Origin of the sequence: Nocardia sp. NPDC059240, from assembly GCF_042753865.1 — a bacterium.
Taxonomy (GTDB): Bacteria; Actinomycetota; Actinomycetes; order Mycobacteriales; family Mycobacteriaceae; genus Nocardia.
Window position 1 is genome coordinate 90,929 of the sequence record NZ_JBHZAC010000002.1, and the last position, 21,752, is coordinate 112,680.

The following is a 21,752-nucleotide window of genomic DNA, read 5'->3' on the forward strand; positions in this document are numbered from 1 at the left end:
AAGACGCTGCGGTCCAGACTGGACAGACAACGAGGCCCCCGGACGGTGGTTCGTCCGGGGGCCTCGTCATGTCAGCCGAGATCGGCCGTCACGATTCTCAGTGCGCCTTCAAGAGACTCAGTGCGAGTGGCCGTGGTGGGCGTCGGCGGGCTCGTCGGCCGGCTTCTCCACGATGGCGGACTCGGTGGTGAGCACCATGCGGGCGACCGAGACGGCGTTCTCGACGGCCGAGCGGGTGACCTTGACCGGGTCGATGACACCCTCGGCGACCAGGTCGCCGTAGGTGAGGGTGGCGGCGTTGAAGCCGTTGGAGCCATCGGTGACCTTGGAGACGACGACCGCGCCGTCGACACCCGCGTTGCTGGCGATCCAGAACAGCGGGGCCAGCATGGCCAGCCGCACGACCTCGACACCGGCCGCTTCATCGCCGGTGAGCGAGTCGCGCAGCGCGTTCAGGGTCGCGGCGGCCTGGACCAGGGCGGTGCCACCGCCGGGGACGATGCCCTCGGCGACCGCGGCCTTGGCCGAGGAGACAGCGTCCTCGACGCGGTACTTGCGCTCCTTGAGCTCGGTCTCGGTGGCCGCGCCGACCTTGATGACGGCGACGCCGCCGGCCAGCTTGGCCAGGCGCTCTTCCAGCTTCTCGCGGTCCCAGTCGGAGTCGGTGTTCTCGATCTCCTTGCGCAGCTGCGAGACTCGCCCGTCGATGTCGGACTGAGCGCCCGCACCCTCGACGATGGTGGTGTCGTCCTTGGTGACCACGATGCGACGGGCCTTGCCCAGCACGTCCAGGCCGGCCTCACGCAGGGTGATGCCCAGGTCCGGGTTGACGACGGTGCCGCCGGTGACGATGGCCAGGTCGTCCAGGAACGCCTTGCGACGGTCACCGAAGAACGGGGCCTTCACCGCGACGACCTTGAGGGTCTTGCGGATCGCGTTGACCACCAGGGTGGACAGCGCCTCGCCGTCGACGTCCTCGGCGATGATGACGACCGGCTTGCCCGACTCCGCGATCTTCTCCAACAGCGGCAGCAGGTCCGGCAGCGAGCTGATCTTCTCGCGGTTCAGCAGGATCCACGCGTCCTCGTAGACCGACTGCATGGTCTCGGGGTCGGTCACGAAGTACGGCGACAGGTAGCCCTTGTCGAACTGCACGCCCTCGGTGATGGCGACCTCGGTCTGCAGACTCGAGGACTCCTCGATGGTGACGACGCCGTCCTTGCCGACCTTGGTCAGCGCCTCGGCGACCAGGGCGCCGATCTCCTCGTCACGCGAGGACACGGTGGCGACCTGCGCGATGGCCTTCTCGCCGTTGACCGGGGTCGCGGCGGCGGCCAGGGCGGCGGCGACGGCCTCGGCGGCCTTGCTCATGCCCTTGCCCAGGGTCATCGGGTTCGCGCCCGCGGCAATGTTCTTCAGGCCGTTCTTGATGAGGGCCTGCGCCAGCACGGTGGCGGTGGTGGTGCCGTCGCCGGCCACATCGTTGGTCTTGGTGGCGACGCTCTTGACCAGCTGCGCGCCCAGGTTCTCGAACGGGTCCTCGAGGTCGATCTCACGCGCGATGGTGACACCGTCGTTGGTGACGGTCGGGCCACCGAAAGCCTTGGCCAGCACCACGTGCCGGCCGCGCGGGCCGAGGGTGACCTTGACGGCGTCGGCGAGCTTGTCGACGCCGCGCTCCATAGCGCGACGAGCCTTCTCGTCGAACTCGATCTGCTTTGCCATGTGTACCTACTCCTGAAATGAGTTGGGCTGGAACGCACTCCGCCCCGGGTCGGTTGCGGTGTGCAGCTGACTCCGGGGCGGCGTTTCTCTCGAAGGGGTTTCAGGGGAAGCCCCTGAGAGCCCCGAGAGTTGAAGCGTTCTTACTTGGTGACGACAGCGAGCAGGTCGCGCGCCGACAGGATCAGGTACTCCTGGCCGTTGTACTTGACCTCGGTGCCGCCGTACTTGCTGTAGATGACGACGTCGCCTTCGTTGACGTCCAGCGCGATGCGGGTCACGCCGTCCTCGGCAACCCGACCCGGGCCCACGGCGATGACGGTGCCCTCCTGGGGCTTCTCCTTCGCCGTGTCGGGGATGACCAGGCCGGAGGCGGTGGTGGTTTCGGCCTCGTTGGCCTGGACGAGGATCTTGTCCTCGAGCGGCTTGATGTTCACGCTCGCCACGTTGAGCCCTCCACTTTCAGGGGATTCTTCTCGCCCGGGGCTGTTCCCCGGACTCACGGTTTCGTTCGTGCATGACCCCTGCGCAATCAGCCCCGTCGTCGCGGGTGCCGGGACCCCTGCGTAGTAGTCACTAGCTGGCACCTCAGCAGTAACCAGTGCCTCCTAGCACTCTATACACGGGAGTGCCAGCGCTCAAGGGGAGGTACTGCTACCCGCAACCGTGCGTTACCCGTAACGCCGCTGGACAACGCGGTGACACCACGACTCGCCGACACGACGGCCCGAGAATCTGAGGGCTTCCAAAGAAATCCGAAAATCTGTAACGTTCGGATAACGGATTGTGACACCATTGACGACGGCCGCGCGACGAGACCGAATCGGTCCCGCCTCGCCCGCCGTCGAGAGTTACACAACTGCTTCACCCCGCTATCCGCGCGGCAACCATCCGCGTGGGCTCGAGAAGAGAGCAAACCGCAAGTGATCAGTGGCAGGTCCGAATGCCCCATCGGACAAGGTCCCGCCACGGTCCGTAGCTCGGAAGCGCCCGGCACCCAGGGGGCGCGACCGGAGTCCGTTCGAGATGGTCGTCTCCACCAGGACCATCCGCTCGAAGGGAGGTGAACATGCGAACATCCCTCGGCATCTCCGCCGGCACCGAGGTGGTGTGCTCGGCGACGGTCGTCACCGCGCCCAACGGCGCCCAGAACTTCGACTACCGGGTCGTGACGGCCGATACGGCTCACTCCGACCTCGGTGATCTGGTGGCGTCCTCCATCGAACTGATGACCACGCAGATTCCGCGTGACGTCGTGCATCCCGTCGGCGCGCATCCGGTCGCCCGCATCGCCAACCATCACGAGCCCGAACCGACCCCGCCCGGTGATATCGCCGTCGCCTACCGGGACCGTGAGCAGGCTCAGGTGATCCGCTCGGCCATCGGCCGGCAGCGCCACGGCGTGCATCTCATTCCGGAGAGCACCGCGGCCCTGGCCTATCTGCGGCACACCGGGCTGCTGGACCGCTGGGACACGGTCGCGGTCATCGACATCGGGGCCACCGGCACCACGGTCACCGTGGCCGATCACGCCGACGACACCGTGCTGCGCTCGGAGCGCACGACGGCCATCGGCGGCAATGCCATCGACGAGCTGATCCTGCAGCACCTGCTGGACTGCCACCTCTCGCGCCGCGGCATCCGACCCAACCGGGGCATCCTGCTCAACCGTTCCCGGGCCGCCAAGGAGCATCTGTCGGTCGTTCCGGCGGTCACCATCGACCATGTGGCCGGGCAGCCGCTCAAGCTCACCCGGGTGGATTTCGAGGAGATCGTCGCCGACCTGCTCCGGGAGCTGGCGGTGTTCGCGCGCGGGGTGTTCGCGCGAGCCCCGAAGTTCCCGGAGGCGGTCGCGGTGATCGGTGGCGGTGCGAACGTGCCGATCATGGTGGTCGGGCTGGAACGGCAGCTCGACGTGCCGGTCATCACCGTGCCGGAGCCGGAGGCGGCGATCGCGAAAGGCGCGGCGCTGGTGGCGGATTCGACCACGCCCAGCGCCTTCCCGGTGATCGGGCTGGGCACCGACGCGCCGATCGGCACCTTCACCAAGCTGGCGGGCACGCTGGCCGGGGCGATCGTGGTGGTCGGGCTGATCATCGGTTACGGCGTCAAGGAATTCGTGGTGCCCGAACCGCAGAACACGCATTACTCCCCCACCACGACCGGTCCGGTGCAGCCGGTCTCGCCGACCACCCCGTCCGGTGCTCCGACCCCCAGCCCGACGCCCAATCGCGGCAAACCCACCACCCCGGTGATTCCGCCGGCCCAAACCGGTTCGGCCACCGGCGTTCCCACCATCCCGTCGGCGACCACCAGCCAGCAGCAACCCCCGCTGCGCCCGGATCCGGACCTACCCCAGATCCCGTTCCCCGCCGACCTGCCCCGCCTGCTCGGCCCGCTGCTCGGCACCGCCGTACCGCCCGTCGAGTCGGAGCCGAAGATCTCGCCTTCGCCGCGCTCGAATACGAACTCGGGTTCCGGCGGCGGAGTCACGACCATGGTCCGACCGACCGACTGATCCAAAGCACACCTACTCGCCGCGACCGGAGCACAGGCTCCCGGTCGCGGTCGCGTTTTCGGGGTGTTTACAGGTGGCTGGTGGAGACCGGGAGGCCGGGGTCGGTGGCCACCGTGAGAGCGGAAGGCTTTGCGCCCGCGGCGATCACGTGGGCACCCAGGGTGGCGATCATGACGCCGTTGTCGGTGCACAGGCGCGGTTTGGGGACGCGCAGGGTGATACCGGCTGCGGTGCAGCGTTCTTCGGCCAGGGAGCGGATGCGGGAGTTCGCGGTCGCGCCACCACCGAGCACCAGGGTGTCGACGCCGAGGTCCTGGACCGCACGGACGGCCTTCATGGTGAGGACGTCGGCGACGGCTTCCTGGAAGGAGGCGGCGATATCGGGGATGGGCAGTTCGCGGGCTTCGCGCTGGGCCGCTTCGACGTAGCGGGCGACCGCGGTCTTGAGGCCGGAGAAGGAGAAGTCGTAGCGTGGGTCGCGGGGGCCGGTCATGCCGCGCGGGAAGGCGATGGCGCGCGGATCACCGTCGGCGGCAATGGCATCCAGCACCGGGCCGCCCGGGTAGCCGAGGCCGAGCAGGCGGGCCACCTTGTCGAAGGCCTCACCGGCGGCGTCGTCGACCGTGCTACCCAATTCGGTGATGGGCTGGCCGAGATCGGTGACCTTCAGCAGATGCGTGTGTCCGCCGGACACCAGCAGTGCGACCGCCGGGGGCATGGGTCCGTGTTCGAGGGTGTCCACCGCCACGTGCCCGCCGAGGTGGTTGAGCGCGTAGAACGGGACATCCCAGGCCGCCGCATAGGCTTTCGCGGCCGCGACGCCAACGAGCAGGGCACCGGCGAGACCCGGGCCGATGGTGACGGCGAGGGCATCCGGCTTGCTGATCCCGGCCGTGGCGAGCGCCCGGCGCATGGCGGGCACGATGGCCTCGAGGTGTGCGCGCGAGGCGATCTCGGGCACCACGCCGCCGAAGCGGGCATGCTGATCCACGCTCGAGGCGACCTCGTCGGCGAGCAGTTCGCAACTGCCGTCCGGCAATCGGCGCACGATGCCGACTCCCGTTTCGTCGCAGGAGCTTTCGATACCCATGACGATCATGACGAGACCTCGGCGTCGGTGGTGAATCCGTCCTGCGGGAACCCGGCCATGGCGGGGCGGCGCATGGTGTACGCGTCCGCGCCGCTGGGCTGGTAGTAGTTCTTGCGCAGGCCGATGATGTGGAAGCCGTGCTTCTCGTACAGCGTGATGGCGGGCGCGTTGTCGGTGCGGACCTCGAGGAAGACCGGTCCGCCGCGCTTACCGGCCTCCAGCAGCAGGGCTTCGAGCAGCAGGGTGCCGATGCCGCGGCGATGATCGTCGGGATCGACGCCGATGGTGTGCACCTCGGCCTCGGGGTGATCGTCGGTGCCCAGCAAGGCGATTCCCGCGTAGCCGACCATGCGGCCGCTGCGATCGCGCGCGCAGATGTAGCGGTTGTGCGGTCCGGCCAGCTCCGACAGGAACGAAACCTCGTGCCAGGGATCGTCCTCCGGGAACAACACCTGTTCGAGTTCGGCGCAGCGGGTGACGTCTTCCGGCCGCATCGGATCGATGCGGATGGTCATCGGCCCACCTGCGCGTAACTCTTTTCGACGGCGTCGGGGCGGCGCAGGTACAGCGGCACCAGCGGGGCCGGGGTCGCGCCGGCGAGCAGTTCGGCGGCGGCGCAGCGCACCAGACCCGACGGTGACGGCGTCTCCACCGGCAGCACGGGCAGATCGAAATAGTCGACGTGCGAGGCGGATCCGGCGATCACGGTGGCGGCGGCCTGATCCAGGTCGGCGGGCTTGCTCACCTCGGGGCCCTCGACGCGGGCCAGCGTGGTGCCCTCGCCGGTGGCCCGGTAGCGCGCCCAGTACACCTCGCGGCGGCGAGCGTCGGTGACGACCAGCAGCTCGGTCGGCTCGGAACTCTCGCGCAGATAGCTCTCGGTGTCGGCGGCGATCGCGTCGAGACTGCACACGCCGTAGACCGGAATGCCGAGTGCGTCGCCGAACGCGGCCGCGGTGGCCATGCCGACGCGCAGTCCGGTGAACGGCCCCGGCCCGATACCCGCGACCACGGCCGCGATATCGGCACGGGAGCGCCCGGATTCGGCGAGGCACGCCAAGATGTGCGGAGTCAGCACCTCGTTGTGCGCGCGAGCATCCACGGTCACCTTGGTGGTGATCGTGGTGATGCGCGGTGCATTCGATCCGGGTTCCGCCGGTTCCAGTTCCACCAGTCCCGCCGTGACGGCCGGAGTCGCGGTGTCGACAGCCAAAATCAGCATGATTGCCCTTACGATACCGGGTGGTACAGCCCACTCGGTGTGGTGTCTGCCTGCGCGAACTTACTCGCGCATCAGTTGGCGGCGATCCACTCCCATTCCGCGGTACGCACATCCGATTCCGGTTCGCGGCGCAGTTGCACGCGTAGATGACGGTCGGTGAGGTGTTCCGCGACGCCCGAACCCCATTCGATCACCACCACGGCATGGTCGAGATCGGTGTCCAGATCCAGCGCGTCGAGTTCGTCGAGATCGCCGCCGAGCCGGTAGGCGTCCACGTGTACGAGCGCCACCGCACCCGGGTGGGTTCCGGCGCGATGCTGGCGGGCGATGATGAAAGTCGGTGAGCTGACTCGCCCTTCGACGCCCAGCCCCGCCGCGATGCCCCGGGTGAGCGCGGTCTTGCCTGCGCCGAGCGGGCCGTCGAGGATCACCAGATCCCCGGCCTGCAGCTGGTCGGCGAGCTCGCGGCCGAGCGCTTCGGTGTCCTCCACGGTGGCGAGCATGCGGTGGTCGGTCATCGATTGCCCCCGAGGTGTGTGCGGGTCGCGCGGCCGCGCGGCGCGCACACGATCTCATAGTTGATGGTGCCGAGCGCGTCGGCCCACTCCTGCGCGTGCGGGTGACCGGGTTCACCACCGAACAGGACGGCGGTGTCGCCCGCGGCCACGCCCGCTTCGTTCGCGCCGAGGTCGACCACGAACTGGTCCATGCAGACCCGGCCGATCTGCGGGCGGCGCGCACCACCCAGCCACACCGAGAACCGTCCGCTCAAGGGACGCGGCACGCCGTCGGCGTACCCGGCCGGGATGAGGGCGACGGTGGTGTCGTGTTCGGCGACCCACTGGTGGCCGTAGGACACGCCTTCACCGGCGGCGACCTGCTTCACCCGCAGCACCCGCGCGCGCAGGGTCATGGCGGGCCGCAGGCCGAAGTCGGACTGCTCCGGGATCGGTGAGAGGCCGTACACCGCGATCCCGGGGCGGATCATGTCGAAGGCCAGGTCCGGGCGGGTCAGTGCCGCAGCCGAATTCGCCAGGTGCACCAGTTCCGGCTCCAGACCGTGCTCCTTGGCGGTGGCGATGAAGCCGAGGAAGCGATCGCGCTGCATGTCATTGACGGGATGCTGCGGCTCGTCGGCCATGGCCAGATGCGAGAACAGGGCCCGGAAACGCACGACACCGTCGGAGACCAGCTTGCCCAGCAGCTCCAGGATCTCCGGGAACTCGGCGGCGGGAATCCCATTGCGGTTGAGGCCGGTATCGACCTTCAGGCTCACCGTGGCGGTGCGGCCGAGCCCGCGCGCGGCCTGCGCGACCGCCTCCAGCTGCTCGACCGACGAGACCCCGATTTCGATGTCGGCCTCGACGCCGCTCGCGTAATCGGCGTCGGAGGTGTTGAGCCAGGACAGGATCGGGGCGGTGATACCCGCGGCCCGCAAGGCCACGGCCTCGGCGATCGTGGTGGTCCCGATCTCGCGCGCCCCCGCCGCCAACGCCGCCCGCGCGACCTCGGCCGCGCCATGGTTGTAACCGTCGGCCTTCACCACGACCATCACGGCGGCATCTCCGGCGTGCTCGGCCAGGATTCGCACATTGTGGGCGATGGCATCCAGGTCTACGACGATTTCCACCTGAGGGTCGGGCTCGTTCACGCCCTCGATACTGCCATTGAGACCGCCGCGAGCCGGAGCTCCCCCGCCTCCCCGAGCCTTCAGCGGCCGGCTGAGAGCCGTCGCCTGTCGTGCACCCGACGTGCGGTCAGGAGCCGAACCAATTCTGGACGTCCCCGGGGAGTTACCCAGCACTTACGAGATCAGTTGTCACCTTTGCAGCGGCTGTCGCCGCCAAGGCGGCGGACGTCGACTCGGGTACGGCGGCGAGCAGGGGCAGCCGGACGTTCGGGGTGGGGATGCGGCCCTGGGCGGCCAGGACCGCCTTCACGACAACCGGATTGGGTTCGGCGAACATGGCGGCGGCCAAGGGCGCGAGGCGGTTGCCGAGTTCTCGGCCGCGCGGGAGGTCGCCCGCACGCCAGGCGGTGATCAGGTCGGCGTAGGCCGCAGGTGCGACATTGGCGCAGGCGAGAATCGCGCCCGAAGCGCCCAGGGCCAGCAGCGGGGCGGCGTAGAGGTCGTCGCCCGCCAGGATCGAGGTGTGTTCGGGCAGGCGGGACAGGAAGGCGATGGTGGTGTCGTCGATGCCGCCCGCGGTGTATTTGAAGCCTGCGACATTCGGCAATTCGGCCAGGCGGCAGAGGGTTTCGGCGGACAGGGTGCGGGAGGTGCGGTAGGGGATGTGGTAGATCAGCACCGGCACCGGGCTGGCGGCGGCCAGCGCTCGGAAGTGTTCCAACACACCGGCTTCCGACGGGCGGCTGTAATACGGGACGACCGCGAGCGCGGCGGTGGCGCGCGGGTCCAGGGCGTGCAGGGCGCGGGTCGAGGCAGCGGTGGCGTTGGAGCCCGCGCCGACGATCAGCGCGGCGTCGCGCTCGCGGCAGACACCGGCGCAGATGTCGAGGACGCGGGCCTGCTCGTCGAGGGTGAGGGTGGTGGGTTCGCCGGTGGTGCCGAGCGCGACCAAGCCGGCCGCGCCCGCGTCGAGGGACTCGTGAGCGAGGGCTTCCAGGGCGTCCGCGGCCACCTCGTCGGCGGCCGTGAAGGGCGTGACCAGGGGCACGTACAAGCCGGTGAATGTCATGCCGACCATGCTTCTCGACGGCGTGCGTCAGGTCTATTTCACGTTTCTATCGCCGAGCGTAAGCTCAACTGATGCTGGATGTGCGCCGCCTGCGGCTGCTGCGTGAGCTCGCGCACCGCGGCACCATCGCCGCGGTCGCCGACGCCCTCACCTACACCCCCTCCGCTGTCTCCCAGCAGCTCACCGCCCTCGAACGCGAAGCGGGCGTCCCGCTCCTGGAACGCACCGGCCGCAGTGTCACCCTCACCCCCGCCGCCCTGCGCCTGGTCGACCACACCGAAACCATCCTCGCTGTCCTGGAACAGGCCACCGCCGAACTGGCCTCCGCCCGCACCGAACTCACCGGCACCCTCCGCGTCGGCGCCTTCCCCACCGCCGTCCACACCATCCTCTCCCCCGCCCTGGTCACCCTCAGCCGCGACCACCCGCACCTGGAACTCCTTGTCACCGAACTCGATCCGGCCGCCGCCCCGGCCGCCCTGCGCGCCGAAACCCTCGACATCGCGCTGCTCCAGGAATACGACTACGTCCCCCTTGCCCCGGAACCGGGCCTGGACACCGAGCCGCTGTTCGAGGAGACCGTCCACCTCGCCACGCTGTCGTCGGATACGCGGGCCGCGACACCGATTCCGCGACCATCGCCACCGAACTCGAAATCGCTGGCCGTGCACGCCGATTCCCAGTGGATCGCTGCCACACCGGGAACCCTCTGCCACGAAATGACCGTCCGCGCCTGCCTCGCAGCGGGTTTCACCCCACGCATCCGTCACCACGCCGACGACTTCGGCACCGTGCTCGCGCTGGTCGCCGCAGGCCAAGGCGTGTCCCTGGTCCCGGAACTGGGCGCGCTGACCGTCCCCGGCGGCGTCCATCTCACCCCGCTCCCGACCCGCCGCCGCACCCACCTGGCCTACCGCAGCGGCACCGGCGACCACCCGATCGTCCGCGCGGCCCGCGACGCCCTCCACATCGCAGCCACCGCGCCCCGCCCCGGCGCACCCGGCGGAGTGCTCTGACCTCGACGACACGATGAAGCGCCCGCCCATGTCGAGGTCCGCCGCCGGGCGAGGCAGCGGACCCGGCTCGTGCACGGTCAGGCGGTGGCGAGTTCGCGCAGGGTACCGATGGCCTCGCGGACGTGGGAGAGCAAGGGGGAGGCGGAGATCGGGGCTCCGGCTGTGGTGGTGGCGTGGGCTGCCAGGTTGGCGGCGAGGGCGTGGGCGCGGGCGGCGAACGCGGCGGCGCCGGCCGGGTGGGAGCCGGTGGCGAGGAGGGAGGCGATGATGCCGGAGAGGACATCGCCGGAGCCTGCGGTGGCGGCCCAGGAGCCGCCTGCCTCATTGACCAGGACCGGACGGCCGGGGCTGGCGATCAGGGTTGCCCGACCCTTCAAAAGGACTGTGACCTGCCAGGATTCGGCCAGCTTGCGGACGGCGGCGACACGGTCGGGGCCGGGTTCGGAACCGGTCAGGCGCGCGAACTCACCGGCGTGTGGAGTCAGGACGGTGGGGGCGTTGCGACCCGCGACCAGGTCGGGTTCGGCGGCGAGCAGGGTGAGGCCGTCGGCATCGACCACGACCGGCAGGTCGGTCGCGAGGATTTCCGCGAGGCGCTCGCGGGCGGCGGCATCGGTGCCCGCGCCGGGGCCGAAGACCCAGGATTGGACGCGGCCGGTGGCGGAAACGGACTCGGCGGCAATCACTTCCGGAAAGTGGGCGAGGACCTGGGCAGCGCCGGTGCCCGCGTAGCGGACCATGCCGGAGGTGGCGGCGACCGCGCCGCCGGTGCACAGCACCGCCGCGCCCGGATACGTCGAGCTTCCCGCGCACACCCCGGTGACGCCTTGGGAGTACTTGTCGTCGGCGGCCCCGGGTACGGGCCACTCCGCGCCGACCGTGCTCGGTTCCAGCGCAACGAGATTCGCCCAGCCAAGCTGTAATCCGATGGGTACCAGTTCGATTCGGCCGCAGTGCGGAGTCGCCAGCGCATGCACCGGTTTGAACGCGCCGAAGGTGACGGTGACGTCGGCGACGACGGCGGGACCGGTCACGGCACCCGTGTCACAGTCCACGCCGCTGGGCAGGTCGGCGGCGATTACCGGGCAGCGCACGCCCGCGACCACCGCGGCGGCCACCGGGCGCAGCGGGCCACGGCCGGAGATGCCGACGATACCGTCCACCACCAGGTCCGGTTCGCCGAGCAGGTCGCGCACCGGCCAGGGCACTTCCCGATTGGTGCTCACATGGAGTATCGCGCCCGGCGGCATCCGGTCGGCTCGGAGCTCGTCGGCGGAGAGCGGAGCGGACATGATGCGGCCGCCCCTCCGGCACAGGGCGGCCAAGCCCTCCAGGTGAACTCGGTCGGGGGACAGCAGGACCGCGCGCACCGCGACCCCGCGCTTGCGCAGGAACGAGCCCGCCCACAGCGCGTCGCCGCCATTGTCGCCGGAGCCGACCAGCAGGGTGACCGCGCGGCCGGCCACTCCCCCGGTGCGCTCCCGAAGTTCCCGCGCCACCACGTCGGCGAGGCCGAAAGCGGCCCGCCGCATGGGCATTCCGTCGGGTACCCGGGTGAAGAGTTCGGCCTCCATCGCCCGAACCTCGTCGGCCGTGTAATACGCGCGCACCGCCGGTGCGGTCATGGTTCGCCTCCGGTACTGGTCTGGGCCTGCGCTTGTGGAGACTACGCCGGTCGGATCGCCATGCAGGTCAGCACGGGTGCCCGCGAATGGCCCGCAATCGGCGGCGGCTAACCTGACTGGCATGTCGATCCGTCGCCAGTCGTCCACGCGTGCCCTGTTTCTCGTCGCTGTCGTGGCGAGCGCACTGGTAGCGGGAGGCTGCTCATCGGACAAGTCGACCGGCGCCGCTGCCTCCAGCACGGCAGCCGTAGCCTCCGGGACGTCGGCCACGGTGACCACTCCGGCCGGGCCCGCCGCGGTCACCGTCGAGGTGAAGGACATGAAGTTCTCCCCCGCCGACGTCACCATCAAGGCCGGCGACACGGTGACCTGGAAGTTCGACGACAGTCGTCCGCACGACGTGCAAGGCGTCGGCGACACGTCGCTCGGCATCAACAGCCCGATCATCCACAAGGGCGAGTGGAGCCACACCTTCACGACCGCGGGCACCTACCGCTACATCTGCTCGCTGCACCCGGACATGAAGGGCACCGTCACCGTCCAGTAATTACTCGACGGTGACCGACTTCGCGAGGTTGCGGGGCTTGTCGACGTCGTAGCCGCGCGCCTGCGCCACCTCGGCGGCGAAGATCTGTAGCGGGACCGTCGACAGCAGCGGCTGGTACAGGGTTGGGGCCGAGGGGATTTCGATCAGGTGGTCGGCGAACGGCCGCACCGTGTCGTCGCCCTCCTCGGCGATCACGATGGTGCGCGCGCCCCGGGCCTGGATCTCGCGGATATTGCTGAGCAGCTTGGAATGCAGCACCGCGCGGCCCTTCGGCGACGGCATCACCACGAACACCGGCAGCCCGTCCTCGATGAGCGCGATCGGGCCGTGCTTGAGCTCGCCCGCCGCGAAACCCTCGGCGTGCATGTACGCCAATTCCTTGAGCTTCAACGCACCCTCGAGCGCGACCGGGTAGCCGACGTGGCGGCCCAGGAACAGCACGGTCGGCACGTGCGCGAACTGCCGGGCGATCTCCCGCACCCGCTCGGCCGACTCCAGCACCTGCGCAACGAGTTTCGGCATCGACTCCAGTTCGGCGAACTCGCGTGCCACCTCGTCGGGGTACTTGGTGCCGCGAGCCTGCGCCAAAGCCAGGCCGACCAGGTAGTTGGCGGTGATCTGCGCCAGGAACGCCTTGGTGGAGGCGACACCGATCTCGGGACCGGTGCGGGTGTAGAGCACAGCGTCGGACTCGCGCGGGATCTGTGCGCCATTGGTGTTGCAGATGGCCAGGACTCGCGCCTTCTGCTCCTTGGCGTGGCGCACCGCCTCCAGGGTGTCGGCGGTCTCGCCGGACTGGGAGATGGCGACCACCAGGGTGGAGCGGTCCAATACCGGGTCGCGGTAACGGAATTCACTGGCCAGCTCGACCTCGACGGGCAGCCGGGTCCAGTGCTCGATGGCGTATTTGGCCAGCAGGCCCGCGTGATACGAACTGCCGCAGGCGACCACGAAGACCTTGTCGAACTCGCGCAGTTCCTGATCGGCCAGCCGCTGCTCGTCGAGAATGATCTTGCCGTGGGCGAAATGTCCGATCAGGGTGTCGGCGACACCCTGGGGCTGCTCCTGGATCTCCTTGAGCATGAAGTAGTCGTGGCCGCCCTTCTCGGCGGCGGCCAGATCCCAGTCGATGGTGAAGGGACGGAAGCGGACACCGTCGGTGCGGCCGTGGAAGTCGGTGACCCGGTAGCTGTCGGCGGTGATGACGACGGCCTGATCCTGGCCGAGTTCCACTGCCTCCCGGGTGTGTTCGATGAAGGCGGTGACATCGGAGGCGATGAACATCTCGCCCTGGCCGACCCCGACCACCAGCGGGGTGGAGCGGCGGGCCGCGACGATCGTGCCCGGGTGGTCGGCGTGTGAGAACACCAGGGTGAACGCGCCCTCCAGGCGGCGCACCACCGCGAGCGCGGAGGCCACGAAGTCACCGGCGGTGTCGCCCTTGGCGTAGGCGCGCGACACCAGGTGCACCGCCACCTCGGTGTCGGTGTCACTGCCGAGTTCGACCCCGGCCTCCTCGAGTTCGCGGCGCAGCGGCACGAAGTTCTCGATGATGCCGTTGTGCACCACCGCGACCCGGCCGGTGTGGTCGCGGTGCGGGTGAGCATTGCGGTCCGTCGGCGCGCCGTGCGTGGCCCAGCGGGTGTGGCCCATGCCGGTGGCTCCCGCGAACGGCTCCTTACCCGCCTCGGCGAGTTCGGCTTCCAGGTTCGCCAGACGGCCCGCTTTGCGCTCCACAGCGAGGCCCCCGGCCCCGTCCAGAATGGCCACCCCCGCCGAGTCGTAACCGCGATATTCCATGCGGCGCAACGCATCGACCACCACGCCGAGCGCATCCCGGTACCCCACATACCCCACGATTCCGCACATGGGCCCATAGCCTAACCGGATGACCCGGCCCGACGAATCCGAGTCGCAATCCGACCGGGCGAAACGCCCCAAGTACATGTTGATCGGATAGGTTCTAGTCCGTGTCGGCGTCTGTGAAATCGCTTCTGAGCACTCTGACCCTGCGCGGCCCGCATGAGGTGCTGCGCGGGAATCTCGGCATCGCCGGGTTGCCCGGGGTGGTGTTCACGCCCGGGAAGGGGCTCAACCTGCCCGCGGTGGCGTTCGGGCACGGATGGCTGACGGGTGTGGGCAACTACCGCCGACTGCTGGAGCATCTGGCCTCCTGGGGATATGTGGCCGCCGCGCCCGACACCGAGCGCGGGCCGATCCCGTCGCATCTGAACCTGGCCACGGATCTGCTGACGACCCTGGACATCTGCACCGGTGTGCGACTGGGCGCGGGCAATATCAGCGTGCATCCGGATCGGCTGACGCTGGCCGGGCACGGCATGGGCGCGGGCGCGGCCGTCATCGCTGCCTCCCAGCGCCAGGTCGCGGCCGTCGCCGCCCTCTACCCCGCACCCACCGCACCCTCCGCCGAGGCGCTGGCCCCCAAGATCGACGCCCCCGCCCTGATCCTCGCGGGCGCGAACGACATCGACGCGGTGAGCTCCGACGCCATCCCCCTCGCCTCCGCCTGGGGCGAAGGCGCGATCCTGCGCTCCCTCGACAAGGCCACCCACAACGGCATGGTCGAAGGCCGCCGCGCCCTGGCCGCCCTCGGCGCCGGCAAGCACGAACCCAAAACCGAACGCCTCACCCGAGCCCTCCTCATCGGCTACCTCAACTACACAGTCCTCAACGACAAGAAATACAAGCCCTTCGCCGACCCCGAAGCCCTCCTCCCCCACACCCAACTCGTCGACCCCGACGCCATCGACGACGAGTCAGACCAGCCCCAAAAACTCCCCGTCCTCCAACTCATCCAAGCCCTCCGCAAGTAGTCCGCCCGCCTGCGACCTATTACGTTGCAGGCTGCGTCAATTCGGGGATCTCAACTCCTCCCTCGGGGATTTCCACCGACTCGTCCGGGCTGCCGAGTGGATGCGTCTCCGGCGCGGGCTGACCGGTAGGAGGCCCGGCGCCGAGGTCCGGGGCCGGTGGAGGCGGGATCCGTACGGCAGATTCAGGCGGAGCTGCACAGTGCGTCGGGGTGTTGTCCGGGGCCGACCCGGGCAGGGCGGCATCCGTGCAGGCAGAGCCGGCCGTAGGTGGTAGACCCGAATTCTTGTCCGGTATGACCGAATCCGGTGGTGTGGGGTCGAGATTCGGCGGAGGCAGCTGCGGTTCGGGTGTCGCGGGGCAGACCTCTGAGATATCCGGGCGGGGCTCAGGCACGAGGGGGCGGCCCTCTGCAGGATCGGCACAAGGCGGCGGCGGACCGCAGGTGGTGGCCGGAGATGGTGCGGCGGGGTCCGAGTCCGCGGATGGCGGAGCGCCGGGGGCTGCCGGATGGACGGCGCTGCCGGGATCCGGTGTCGGCGTGGGCGATTCGGGCTGACTCGGGCCGCTGGCGAAAGATTCGGGTGGAGTAGCCAGGTTCGGGTCCTCCGTCGCGAGGGTGGGGTTGCCGGATTCGTCGAAGGTGAGGGTCCAGGTGCGGGTGTGGCCGGACTCGTCGGTGATGGCGAGGGACATTTCGCCGTCGGGGGTGCGTTCGAGGGCGAAATGCTTTCCGGCGAGGTCGAATTCGAGGTGGCCGGTCGGGAGGGCGGAATTATCGGGGGTCTTGGGGTTCGCCGGATGTTCGGGGTCCGCTGGTTGTTCGGGGTTCGCGTTGTGTTCTGGGGTGGCGGGGTGGTCCGTGCCCGACTTCGGATCGTCGGTGGCCGCTGTGCCGCCCGTGAGTCCGGACGTTGGGTCGGCGAGGGCGGCGAGCTTCTCGAGGGCGGTGGAAACTCCCTGTTGGAGGCCGGTTTCCAGTTGATCGAGGGTGGCCTTGAGCGTGCGAGTGAAGCTGTCCGGCTTAGCCGGCTCGGATACCGCCGGGGCGTTGGCCGACTCGGCTGGTGGAGGGGTTGATTCAGCTGGCGCGGTAGGCGGTTCAGCCGGAGCGGCGACCTGGGTGGCCGGAAGCTCAGCGGGAGTGGCCTGGGCGGGCGAGGTCTCGAGGGGTGCGCCTGCGCGGGTGGCCGGACTCCCGCTTCGCGGCGGTTCGGCTGGGCGGTCGGCATTGTCGGGCGGTGAGGAGACATTCGGGTCCGCACCACCGGCGGGAGTCGATGGGTGGGCGGGCTGTGCGGGTGTATGGGCCGGATCGGCTGCGGTAGCCGGAACTGCCGAGGTTGCCGGGTAGTGCGGGGCGATCGAAGTGGGCTGGGATACCGGGGGATTCGGATCTGGCGTCGGATCAGGGTGAGACAGCAAAGTGGGGGCGGGCTGGGCGTAGGGGTGGTCGATTACCTGGGCGAAGGCAGTGATGATCGTGCGGTAGTGGGAGTCGAAGGCCTGGTCGGTGGTGTCACACGCCGCAGTGAAGGCGGCGAGTTTGTGGTCTATATCGGGGCGGAAGGTGGTAGTCAGCCACGGGTCGGTGGCGTCGAGGGCTTCGATGTCGTCGGGTGACTTGCCGCCAATGGCTATGTGACCTTTCCCGTCTGGCGTGGGCTCGAGGAGGCCGAGGGTGTGTTCGGCCTTGGTGAGGACCGCGCGGCGGAGTGGATCGAGGGCCTCGCGGATGGTGGTGGCGGTAGTGCGGATCGAGTCGAGATCGTCGCGGGCCTGACGCAGTTGGGAAGTCACCACAGCAAGCGCCTCGGTGCCGGTGGCACCCGTCCAGGTGGTCGGCAGGGTCTGCGCCACCGATTGGTGCGCGGCCCACCGTGTCTCGCCCTCGGTGACGGCCTTGTCCAGTTCAGTTCGGGCGGCGTCGAATTCGTCGAGGTTCATCCCGCGCTGCTCGTCATAGCGGGCGTACAGGTCGGTGAGTGACATGCCGTGCGGGGCGCCGAAAACCTTGGCGTACAGGGGAAGAAAGTGTTCCCAGTACCGCAGACCGGGTGCGCCGTAGTCGAGGATCGCATCGATGGACTTGCCGGTGGGGTCGAAGCTCATCGGCCGCACCCGGTGAGCGCGGTGGCACGGTCACGGTCGATGCGGGCGTATTCGACTGCGGCGCGGTCGAAGACGGCGGCGGTGGCGGCCGCGGCGGCGCCCCAGGCGCGCAGGCAGGCGGCGGCACGCTCGAAACCCTCGTGCACGGCACTGCCCTGCGCCGAATAGTTGCGCCCGGCACGGTCGTTGCCGAGGCCGAAGGCACGCTCGCCGACCGCACGCGAGTGCCGCCCCAGCGCGTCCGCGCCGTCGCGCAGTGTGGTGGCCGCGGTGCGCAGGGTTGCGATGCGCACGCCGAAATCGCCGGATTCACTCATGAGTCCCCCTCGAATCGCTGTGCTGCACAGCAAATCTCTGCGGCACACCGGACCGGTGTGCCGCGAAGCAGAACCTTGCGCCGTGAAACCCCCACTGCCTCCGGCTATTTGCCGCCGAGGTGTCCTTCGTCGGTCCGCACCCACGCGGTGGTGCCGTCCGGATTGTGGTGGAACTCCCAGGCCGAATAGTCCCCGCCGGTGTCCACCACCGTCACGTGGTCGGCGTAGCCGTCGTGATCGAGATCGGTCCACACCTGCATGGCGTGATCGGTGCCGGTGGTCACGGTGTCGAGTAGACCGTCACCATCGAGATCCTGCGTGGGATGGGCTAACTCCACCGCACCGAGCGCATCGAGTGCCGAATGCGCGTCGAAATCCGGCAGATCCAATCCGGGCAGATCACCCGATGTGACCATGGTGTCGCTCCTCCGCTGTGACGTGACTCTCATCCTGTCACCGTGCGATGGCCGACGCACCACCTTCGATACCGAATGTGGATAACTCGCCCCCTGTGGATAACTCAGCCCTTCGGAATGATGATCCACAGCGCGATGTAGAGCAGGAACTGCGGGCCGGGCAGCAGGCAGGACGCCACGAACAAGATGCGGACGAGATTGGCGTTCCAGCCAAGGTATTCGGCGAGACCGCCGCACACGCCGCCGATCCAACTGTCGGTGCGGGAGCGGGTCAGTCGCTTCGGGGGCTGGGGCGAGTATTCGGGTGCCGGTGTCGGGAACTGTGTTGTCATGACTCCACTGTGCCGAGTTCGATCACCACCCACATCGGTCCCGCGCCCCATTCCGACCCTGAACTTTCCGAGGGCCGACGTCAGGGTGGCACCCTGAGCACGGCAGAATCGCCCTGGTGAGCACCACTCTGCATGCGCGCGGCCTGGCCGCCGGACACGGCGAGCGGACCCTGTTCTCCGACCTGGACCTGATCCTCGCCCCCGGCGACGTGATCGGACTGGTCGGCGTGAACGGGGCCGGTAAATCCACCCTGCTGCGCCTGCTCGCCGACGGGAACGCCCCCGAGGGCGAGATCGTGCTGAGCCCGCCCGACGCCACCGTCGGCTACCTGGCCCAGGAGCCCGAACGTCTCGCGGGCGAGACCGTGCTCGAATTCCTGCGCCGCCGAACCGGTGTCGCCGAGGCCCAGCAGACCATGGACGCCGCCGCCGAACGTCTCGCGGACGGCGGCGAGGACGAGTTCTCCCCCGCCCTGGAACGCTGGCTCGCGCTCGGCGGCGCGGATCTCGAGCAGCGCGCGGAGGAGACGGCCGCCGACCTCGGCCTCGCCGAGAGCCTGCCGCACGGCCTCGACACCCCCATGACCGTGCTGTCGGGTGGTCAGGCCGCCCGCGCCGGACTGGCCTCGGTCCTGTTGTCCCGCTTCGACATCCTGTTGCTCGACGAGCCCACCAATGACCTGGACCTGGACGGCCTGGCCCGGCTCGAGCAGTTCGTGACGGGCGTCCGCGAGCCCCTCATGGTGATCAGCCACGACCGGGAGTTCTTGGCGCGCACCGTGAATCGCATTGTGGAACTGGATCTGGCGCAGCAGCAGGTCGGTATCTACGACGGCGGCTACGAGTCCTATCTGGAGGAGCGTGCGATCGCGCGCCGCCACGCCCGCGAGGCCTACGACGAGTACGCCGACACCAAGTCCGGCCTGGAAGCGCGCGCGAATATGCAGCGCAACTGGCTGGAGCACGGCGTCCGCAATGCCCGCCGCAAGTCGAAGGGCGACACCGACAAGATGGGTCGCAAGGCCCGCGCGGAATCCACCGAGAAGCAAGCCTCGAAGATCAAGCAGACGGTCAAGCGCATCGAACGCCTGGACGCGGTGGAGGAACCGCGCAAGGAGTGGGAGCTGCGCATGTCCATCGCCGCCGCCCCGCGCAGCGGCTCGGTGGTGGCGACCCTGTCGGGCGCGACCCTGACCCGTGGCGAGTTCACGCTGGGACCGATGTCGGTGCAGGTGGATTGGGGCGACCGCATCGTGCTGACCGGCGCGAACGGCTCCGGCAAATCCACCCTGCTGTCGCTGCTGCTCGGCAAGACGAAGCCGGACAGCGGATCCGCCGCCCTGGGTTCGGGCGTGGCCATCGGCGAGGTCGATCAGGCGCGCGGACTCTTCCGCGGCACCGCCAATCTGGCCGACACCTTCAGCGCCGAGGTCCCCGACTGGAACGAGCCCGACGTCCGCACCCTGCTCGCGAAGTTCGGCCTGCGCGGCCCCCATGTGATGCGCCCCAACGACACCCTGTCACCGGGCGAACGCACCCGGGCCGCCCTGGCCCTGCTGCAGGCCCGAGGCGTGAACCTGCTGGTCCTCGACGAGCCCACCAACCATCTGGACCTCCCCGCCATCGAACAGCTCGAGGAGGCCGTCGAATCCTTCGAGGGCACAGTCCTCCTGGTCACCCACGACCGCCGCATGCTCGACAACGTGCGAGCCACCCGGCGTTGGCACATGGAAGCCGGGCAGCTCACCGAACGGCAGTAAGGGCTAGACGGCGGCGACCAGCTTGGCGAGGTTGTCGGCCAGGTTGTGCGCCTGAGCCTGGTCGGTGGCCTCCACCATGACGCGAACCAGCTGCTCGGTTCCGCTGGGACGCAGCAGGATTCGGCCGGTGTCACCGAGCAGAGCCTCGGCCTCGGCGACGGCCGCCAGCACCGCGGGGGCGGAGGCCACGGCGGCCTTGTCGGAGACCGGGACGTTCAGCAGCACCTGGGGCACGGTCTGCACGATGCCCGCCAATTCGGCCAGGGTGCTACCGGTTTCGGCCATCCGGGCCATCAGCTTCAAACCGGTGAGGACACCGTCGCCGGTGGTGCCGAACTTGGGGAAGACCACGTGGCCGGACTGCTCACCGCCCAGGGTGAAGCCGCCCGCGCGCAGATCCTCGAGGACGTAGCGGTCGCCGACGGCGGTGGTGCGCACCGTGATTCCGGCCGCGCGCATGGCGATATGCAGGCCGAGGTTGCTCATGACGGTGGCGACCAGCGTGTTGGCGGCCAGCTCACCGGAGTCGCGCATGGCCACGGCCAGCACGGCCATGATGGCGTCGCCGTCGATGATCGCGCCGGTGGCGTCCACGGCCAGGCAGCGGTCGGCGTCGCCGTCGAGGGCGAGACCGAGGTCCGCGCCGTGCTCACGGACAGCCTGCTGGATCTGCGCCAGATGCGTGGAGCCGCAACCGTCATTGATATTGAGGCCGTCGGGTTCGGCATTGATGGCGATGACCGTCGCGCCCGCCTCGCGGAAAGCGGCCGGCCCGACCTCGGAGGCCGCGCCGTGCGCGCAGTCCACGACCACGGTGATCCCGCGCAGATCGCGGCCGGTGGCCTGAACCAGATGCTCGACGTAGCGCTCGTGAGTGCCCTCGAGGCTGTAGCGGTCGTGCACGTCGTACACGTGCCCGCCCAGCCCGGGACGTCCCAGCACGCGCCCGATGGCGGCACCGGTGGGCCGGGTGAACGTGCCCTCGTCGATGAGCGCCTCGATGCGGTCCTCGATGGCGTCGTCCAGCTTGTGCCCGCCCGCGGCGAAGATCTTGATGCCGTTGTCCGGCATGGGATTGTGCGAGGCGGAGATGACAACGCCCAGGCAGGCGTCGTACACGCCCGTGAGATAGGCGACGGCGGGCGTCGGCAGCACGCCGACCGACAGCACGTCCACCCCGGCGGCGGTGAGGCCCGCGGTGACCACGGCCTCGAGCATCTCGCCGCTGGCGCGCGGATCGCGGCCGACGACGGCCAGCGCCCGCTTCTTCCCCCGGCTGAGCACCTGCGCGGCGGCGGATGAAACCTGCAGCGCCAGTTCCGGACTCAACGAGCCATTGGCCAGGCCACGCACACCATCGGTGCCGAACAAACGTCCCATTACCTCAACACCCCTGCCGATTTCCGGTCGATACAGCACGAGAGCAGGCGCCCAGCCAGTTCGAAAACCGTTGCGGGGAGCCTGCTCTCGTACAGGTTGCCGTACAAACGGTACCGTGCCCGGCCCTCGAAAGGGCCGGGCACGGTACTGCCGTACAGGGCAAT

The 21,752-nt window shown here is 69.3% G+C and carries 20 protein-coding genes; 5 read left to right on the forward strand and 15 right to left on the reverse strand.

Features of this window, described 5'->3' with window-relative positions; genetic code table 11:
- Positions 1 to 117: 117 nt before the first annotated feature.
- Positions 118 to 1,725 (reverse strand): chaperonin GroEL, encoded by a 1,608-nt coding sequence (groL, locus tag ACFXHA_RS06390; protein ID WP_379353636.1) that lies wholly within the window; start codon positions 1,723 to 1,725, stop codon positions 118 to 120.
- A gap of 140 nt (positions 1,726 to 1,865) precedes the next feature.
- Positions 1,866 to 2,168 (reverse strand): co-chaperone GroES, encoded by a 303-nt coding sequence (gene groES, locus ACFXHA_RS06395; RefSeq protein WP_328601917.1) that lies wholly within the window; start codon positions 2,166 to 2,168, stop codon positions 1,866 to 1,868.
- A 623-nt stretch (positions 2,169 to 2,791) separates the two neighbouring features.
- On the opposite strand from groES, the gene ACFXHA_RS06400 reads away from it, so the two are divergent.
- Positions 2,792 to 4,240: an Hsp70 family protein gene (locus ACFXHA_RS06400; protein ID WP_379353638.1), complete on the forward strand. Its 1,449-nt coding sequence runs from the start codon at positions 2,792 to 2,794 to the stop codon at positions 4,238 to 4,240.
- Between the two features lie 67 nt (positions 4,241 to 4,307).
- Here ACFXHA_RS06400 and tsaD read toward each other — a convergent pair whose 3' ends face one another.
- The 6 genes from tsaD to dapA form a co-directional block, all read right to left on the reverse strand.
- Positions 4,308 to 5,339, reverse strand: coding sequence for a tRNA (adenosine(37)-N6)-threonylcarbamoyltransferase complex transferase subunit TsaD (gene tsaD, locus ACFXHA_RS06405; protein ID WP_379353640.1), 1,032 nt, complete (start codon positions 5,337 to 5,339; stop codon positions 4,308 to 4,310).
- Positions 5,336 to 5,845: a ribosomal protein S18-alanine N-acetyltransferase gene (gene rimI, locus ACFXHA_RS06410; RefSeq protein ID WP_379353642.1), complete on the reverse strand. Its 510-nt coding sequence runs from the start codon at positions 5,843 to 5,845 to the stop codon at positions 5,336 to 5,338. The genes tsaD and rimI overlap by 4 nt, the downstream gene beginning before the upstream one ends.
- Positions 5,842 to 6,552 carry a tRNA (adenosine(37)-N6)-threonylcarbamoyltransferase complex dimerization subunit type 1 TsaB gene (gene tsaB, locus ACFXHA_RS06415; RefSeq protein ID WP_379353644.1) on the reverse strand — a complete coding sequence of 237 codons (711 nt, stop codon included), beginning with the start codon at positions 6,550 to 6,552 and terminating at the stop codon, positions 5,842 to 5,844. Before tsaB ends, rimI begins: the two co-directional genes overlap by 4 nt.
- A 71-nt stretch (positions 6,553 to 6,623) precedes the next feature.
- A complete protein-coding gene (gene tsaE / locus ACFXHA_RS06420) occupies positions 6,624 to 7,070 on the reverse strand; it encodes a tRNA (adenosine(37)-N6)-threonylcarbamoyltransferase complex ATPase subunit type 1 TsaE (protein WP_379353646.1) in 447 nt (148 codons plus the stop codon).
- On the reverse strand, positions 7,067 to 8,203 hold the full coding sequence (gene alr, locus ACFXHA_RS06425) for an alanine racemase (protein WP_379353648.1): 1,137 nt from the start codon (positions 8,201 to 8,203) through the stop codon (positions 7,067 to 7,069). Before alr ends, tsaE begins: the two co-directional genes overlap by 4 nt.
- A gap of 142 nt (positions 8,204 to 8,345) precedes the next feature.
- Positions 8,346 to 9,251 (reverse strand): 4-hydroxy-tetrahydrodipicolinate synthase, encoded by a 906-nt coding sequence (gene dapA / locus ACFXHA_RS06430; RefSeq protein WP_379353650.1) that lies wholly within the window; start codon positions 9,249 to 9,251, stop codon positions 8,346 to 8,348.
- A 71-nt stretch (positions 9,252 to 9,322) separates the two neighbouring features.
- Here dapA and ACFXHA_RS06435 point away from each other — a divergent pair, with 71 nt between their 5' ends.
- Positions 9,323 to 10,267: a LysR family transcriptional regulator gene (locus ACFXHA_RS06435; protein ID WP_379353652.1), complete on the forward strand. Its 945-nt coding sequence runs from the start codon at positions 9,323 to 9,325 to the stop codon at positions 10,265 to 10,267.
- A 77-nt stretch (positions 10,268 to 10,344) separates the two neighbouring features.
- Here the strand turns inward: ACFXHA_RS06435 and ACFXHA_RS06440 are convergent, their stop codons facing one another.
- Positions 10,345 to 11,877 carry an NAD(P)H-hydrate dehydratase gene (locus tag ACFXHA_RS06440; RefSeq protein ID WP_379354977.1) on the reverse strand — a complete coding sequence of 511 codons (1,533 nt, stop codon included), beginning with the start codon at positions 11,875 to 11,877 and terminating at the stop codon, positions 10,345 to 10,347.
- Between the two features lie 136 nt (positions 11,878 to 12,013).
- Here ACFXHA_RS06440 and ACFXHA_RS06445 point away from each other — a divergent pair, with 136 nt between their 5' ends.
- Entirely contained in the window at positions 12,014 to 12,439 is a 426-nt protein-coding gene (locus ACFXHA_RS06445) for a cupredoxin family copper-binding protein (RefSeq protein ID WP_379353654.1), read from the forward strand.
- Here the strand turns inward: ACFXHA_RS06445 and glmS are convergent, their stop codons facing one another.
- Positions 12,440 to 14,308, reverse strand: a complete 1,869-nt coding sequence (glmS, locus tag ACFXHA_RS06450; RefSeq protein ID WP_379353656.1) for a glutamine--fructose-6-phosphate transaminase (isomerizing) — start codon at positions 14,306 to 14,308, stop codon at positions 12,440 to 12,442.
- Between the two features lie 101 nt (positions 14,309 to 14,409).
- Between glmS and ACFXHA_RS06455 the strand changes: the two genes are divergently transcribed.
- A complete protein-coding gene (locus ACFXHA_RS06455; RefSeq protein ID WP_379353658.1) occupies positions 14,410 to 15,273 on the forward strand; it encodes a dienelactone hydrolase family protein in 864 nt (287 codons plus the stop codon).
- Between the two features lie 19 nt (positions 15,274 to 15,292).
- Here the strand turns inward: ACFXHA_RS06455 and ACFXHA_RS06460 are convergent, their stop codons facing one another.
- The 4 genes from ACFXHA_RS06460 to ACFXHA_RS06475 all read right to left on the reverse strand — a co-directional run bounded on the left by ACFXHA_RS06460 (position 15,293) and on the right by ACFXHA_RS06475 (position 18,448).
- Positions 15,293 to 17,383 carry a hypothetical protein gene (locus tag ACFXHA_RS06460; RefSeq protein WP_379353660.1) on the reverse strand — a complete coding sequence of 697 codons (2,091 nt, stop codon included), beginning with the start codon at positions 17,381 to 17,383 and terminating at the stop codon, positions 15,293 to 15,295.
- Entirely contained in the window at positions 17,380 to 17,700 is a 321-nt protein-coding gene (locus ACFXHA_RS06465) for a hypothetical protein (RefSeq protein WP_379353662.1), read from the reverse strand. The genes ACFXHA_RS06460 and ACFXHA_RS06465 overlap by 4 nt, the downstream gene beginning before the upstream one ends.
- 104 nt (positions 17,701 to 17,804) lie before the next feature.
- On the reverse strand, positions 17,805 to 18,116 hold the full coding sequence (locus ACFXHA_RS06470) for a DUF6802 family protein (protein ID WP_379353664.1): 312 nt from the start codon (positions 18,114 to 18,116) through the stop codon (positions 17,805 to 17,807).
- 104 nt (positions 18,117 to 18,220) lie between these two features.
- Positions 18,221 to 18,448, reverse strand: a complete 228-nt coding sequence (locus ACFXHA_RS06475; RefSeq protein ID WP_379353666.1) for a PspC domain-containing protein — start codon at positions 18,446 to 18,448, stop codon at positions 18,221 to 18,223.
- Between the two features lie 116 nt (positions 18,449 to 18,564).
- On the opposite strand from ACFXHA_RS06475, the gene ACFXHA_RS06480 reads away from it, so the two are divergent.
- Positions 18,565 to 20,208, forward strand: coding sequence for an ABC-F family ATP-binding cassette domain-containing protein (locus ACFXHA_RS06480; protein WP_379353668.1), 1,644 nt, complete (start codon positions 18,565 to 18,567; stop codon positions 20,206 to 20,208).
- Positions 20,209 to 20,211: 3 nt separating this feature from the next.
- Here ACFXHA_RS06480 and glmM read toward each other — a convergent pair whose 3' ends face one another.
- Entirely contained in the window at positions 20,212 to 21,588 is a 1,377-nt protein-coding gene (glmM, locus tag ACFXHA_RS06485) for a phosphoglucosamine mutase (RefSeq protein ID WP_379353670.1), read from the reverse strand.
- Positions 21,589 to 21,752 lie beyond the last annotated feature (164 nt).

Bases quoted from the DNA above. Each gene is read 5' to 3' on its own strand.
- groL (WP_379353636.1), bottom strand. From the start codon at position 1,725: ATGGCAAAGCAGATCGAGTTCGACGAGAAGGCTCGTCGCGCTATGGAG.
- ACFXHA_RS06400 (WP_379353638.1), top strand. From the start codon at position 2,792: ATGCGAACATCCCTCGGCATCTCCGCCGGCACCGAGGTGGTGTGCTCG.
- tsaD (WP_379353640.1), bottom strand. From the start codon at position 5,339: ATGATCGTCATGGGTATCGAAAGCTCCTGCGACGAAACGGGAGTCGGC.
- rimI (WP_379353642.1), bottom strand. From the start codon at position 5,845: ATGACCATCCGCATCGATCCGATGCGGCCGGAAGACGTCACCCGCTGC.
- tsaB (WP_379353644.1), bottom strand. From the start codon at position 6,552: ATGCTGATTTTGGCTGTCGACACCGCGACTCCGGCCGTCACGGCGGGA.
- tsaE (WP_379353646.1), bottom strand. From the start codon at position 7,070: ATGACCGACCACCGCATGCTCGCCACCGTGGAGGACACCGAAGCGCTC.
- dapA (WP_379353650.1), bottom strand. From the start codon at position 9,251: ATGACATTCACCGGCTTGTACGTGCCCCTGGTCACGCCCTTCACGGCC.
- ACFXHA_RS06435 (WP_379353652.1), top strand. From the start codon at position 9,323: ATGCTGGATGTGCGCCGCCTGCGGCTGCTGCGTGAGCTCGCGCACCGC.
- ACFXHA_RS06445 (WP_379353654.1), top strand. From the start codon at position 12,014: ATGTCGATCCGTCGCCAGTCGTCCACGCGTGCCCTGTTTCTCGTCGCT.
- glmS (WP_379353656.1), bottom strand. From the start codon at position 14,308: ATGTGCGGAATCGTGGGGTATGTGGGGTACCGGGATGCGCTCGGCGTG.
- ACFXHA_RS06460 (WP_379353660.1), bottom strand. From the start codon at position 17,383: ATGAGCTTCGACCCCACCGGCAAGTCCATCGATGCGATCCTCGACTAC.
- ACFXHA_RS06465 (WP_379353662.1), bottom strand. From the start codon at position 17,700: ATGAGTGAATCCGGCGATTTCGGCGTGCGCATCGCAACCCTGCGCACC.
- ACFXHA_RS06470 (WP_379353664.1), bottom strand. From the start codon at position 18,116: ATGGTCACATCGGGTGATCTGCCCGGATTGGATCTGCCGGATTTCGAC.
- ACFXHA_RS06475 (WP_379353666.1), bottom strand. From the start codon at position 18,448: ATGACAACACAGTTCCCGACACCGGCACCCGAATACTCGCCCCAGCCC.
- glmM (WP_379353670.1), bottom strand. From the start codon at position 21,588: ATGGGACGTTTGTTCGGCACCGATGGTGTGCGTGGCCTGGCCAATGGC.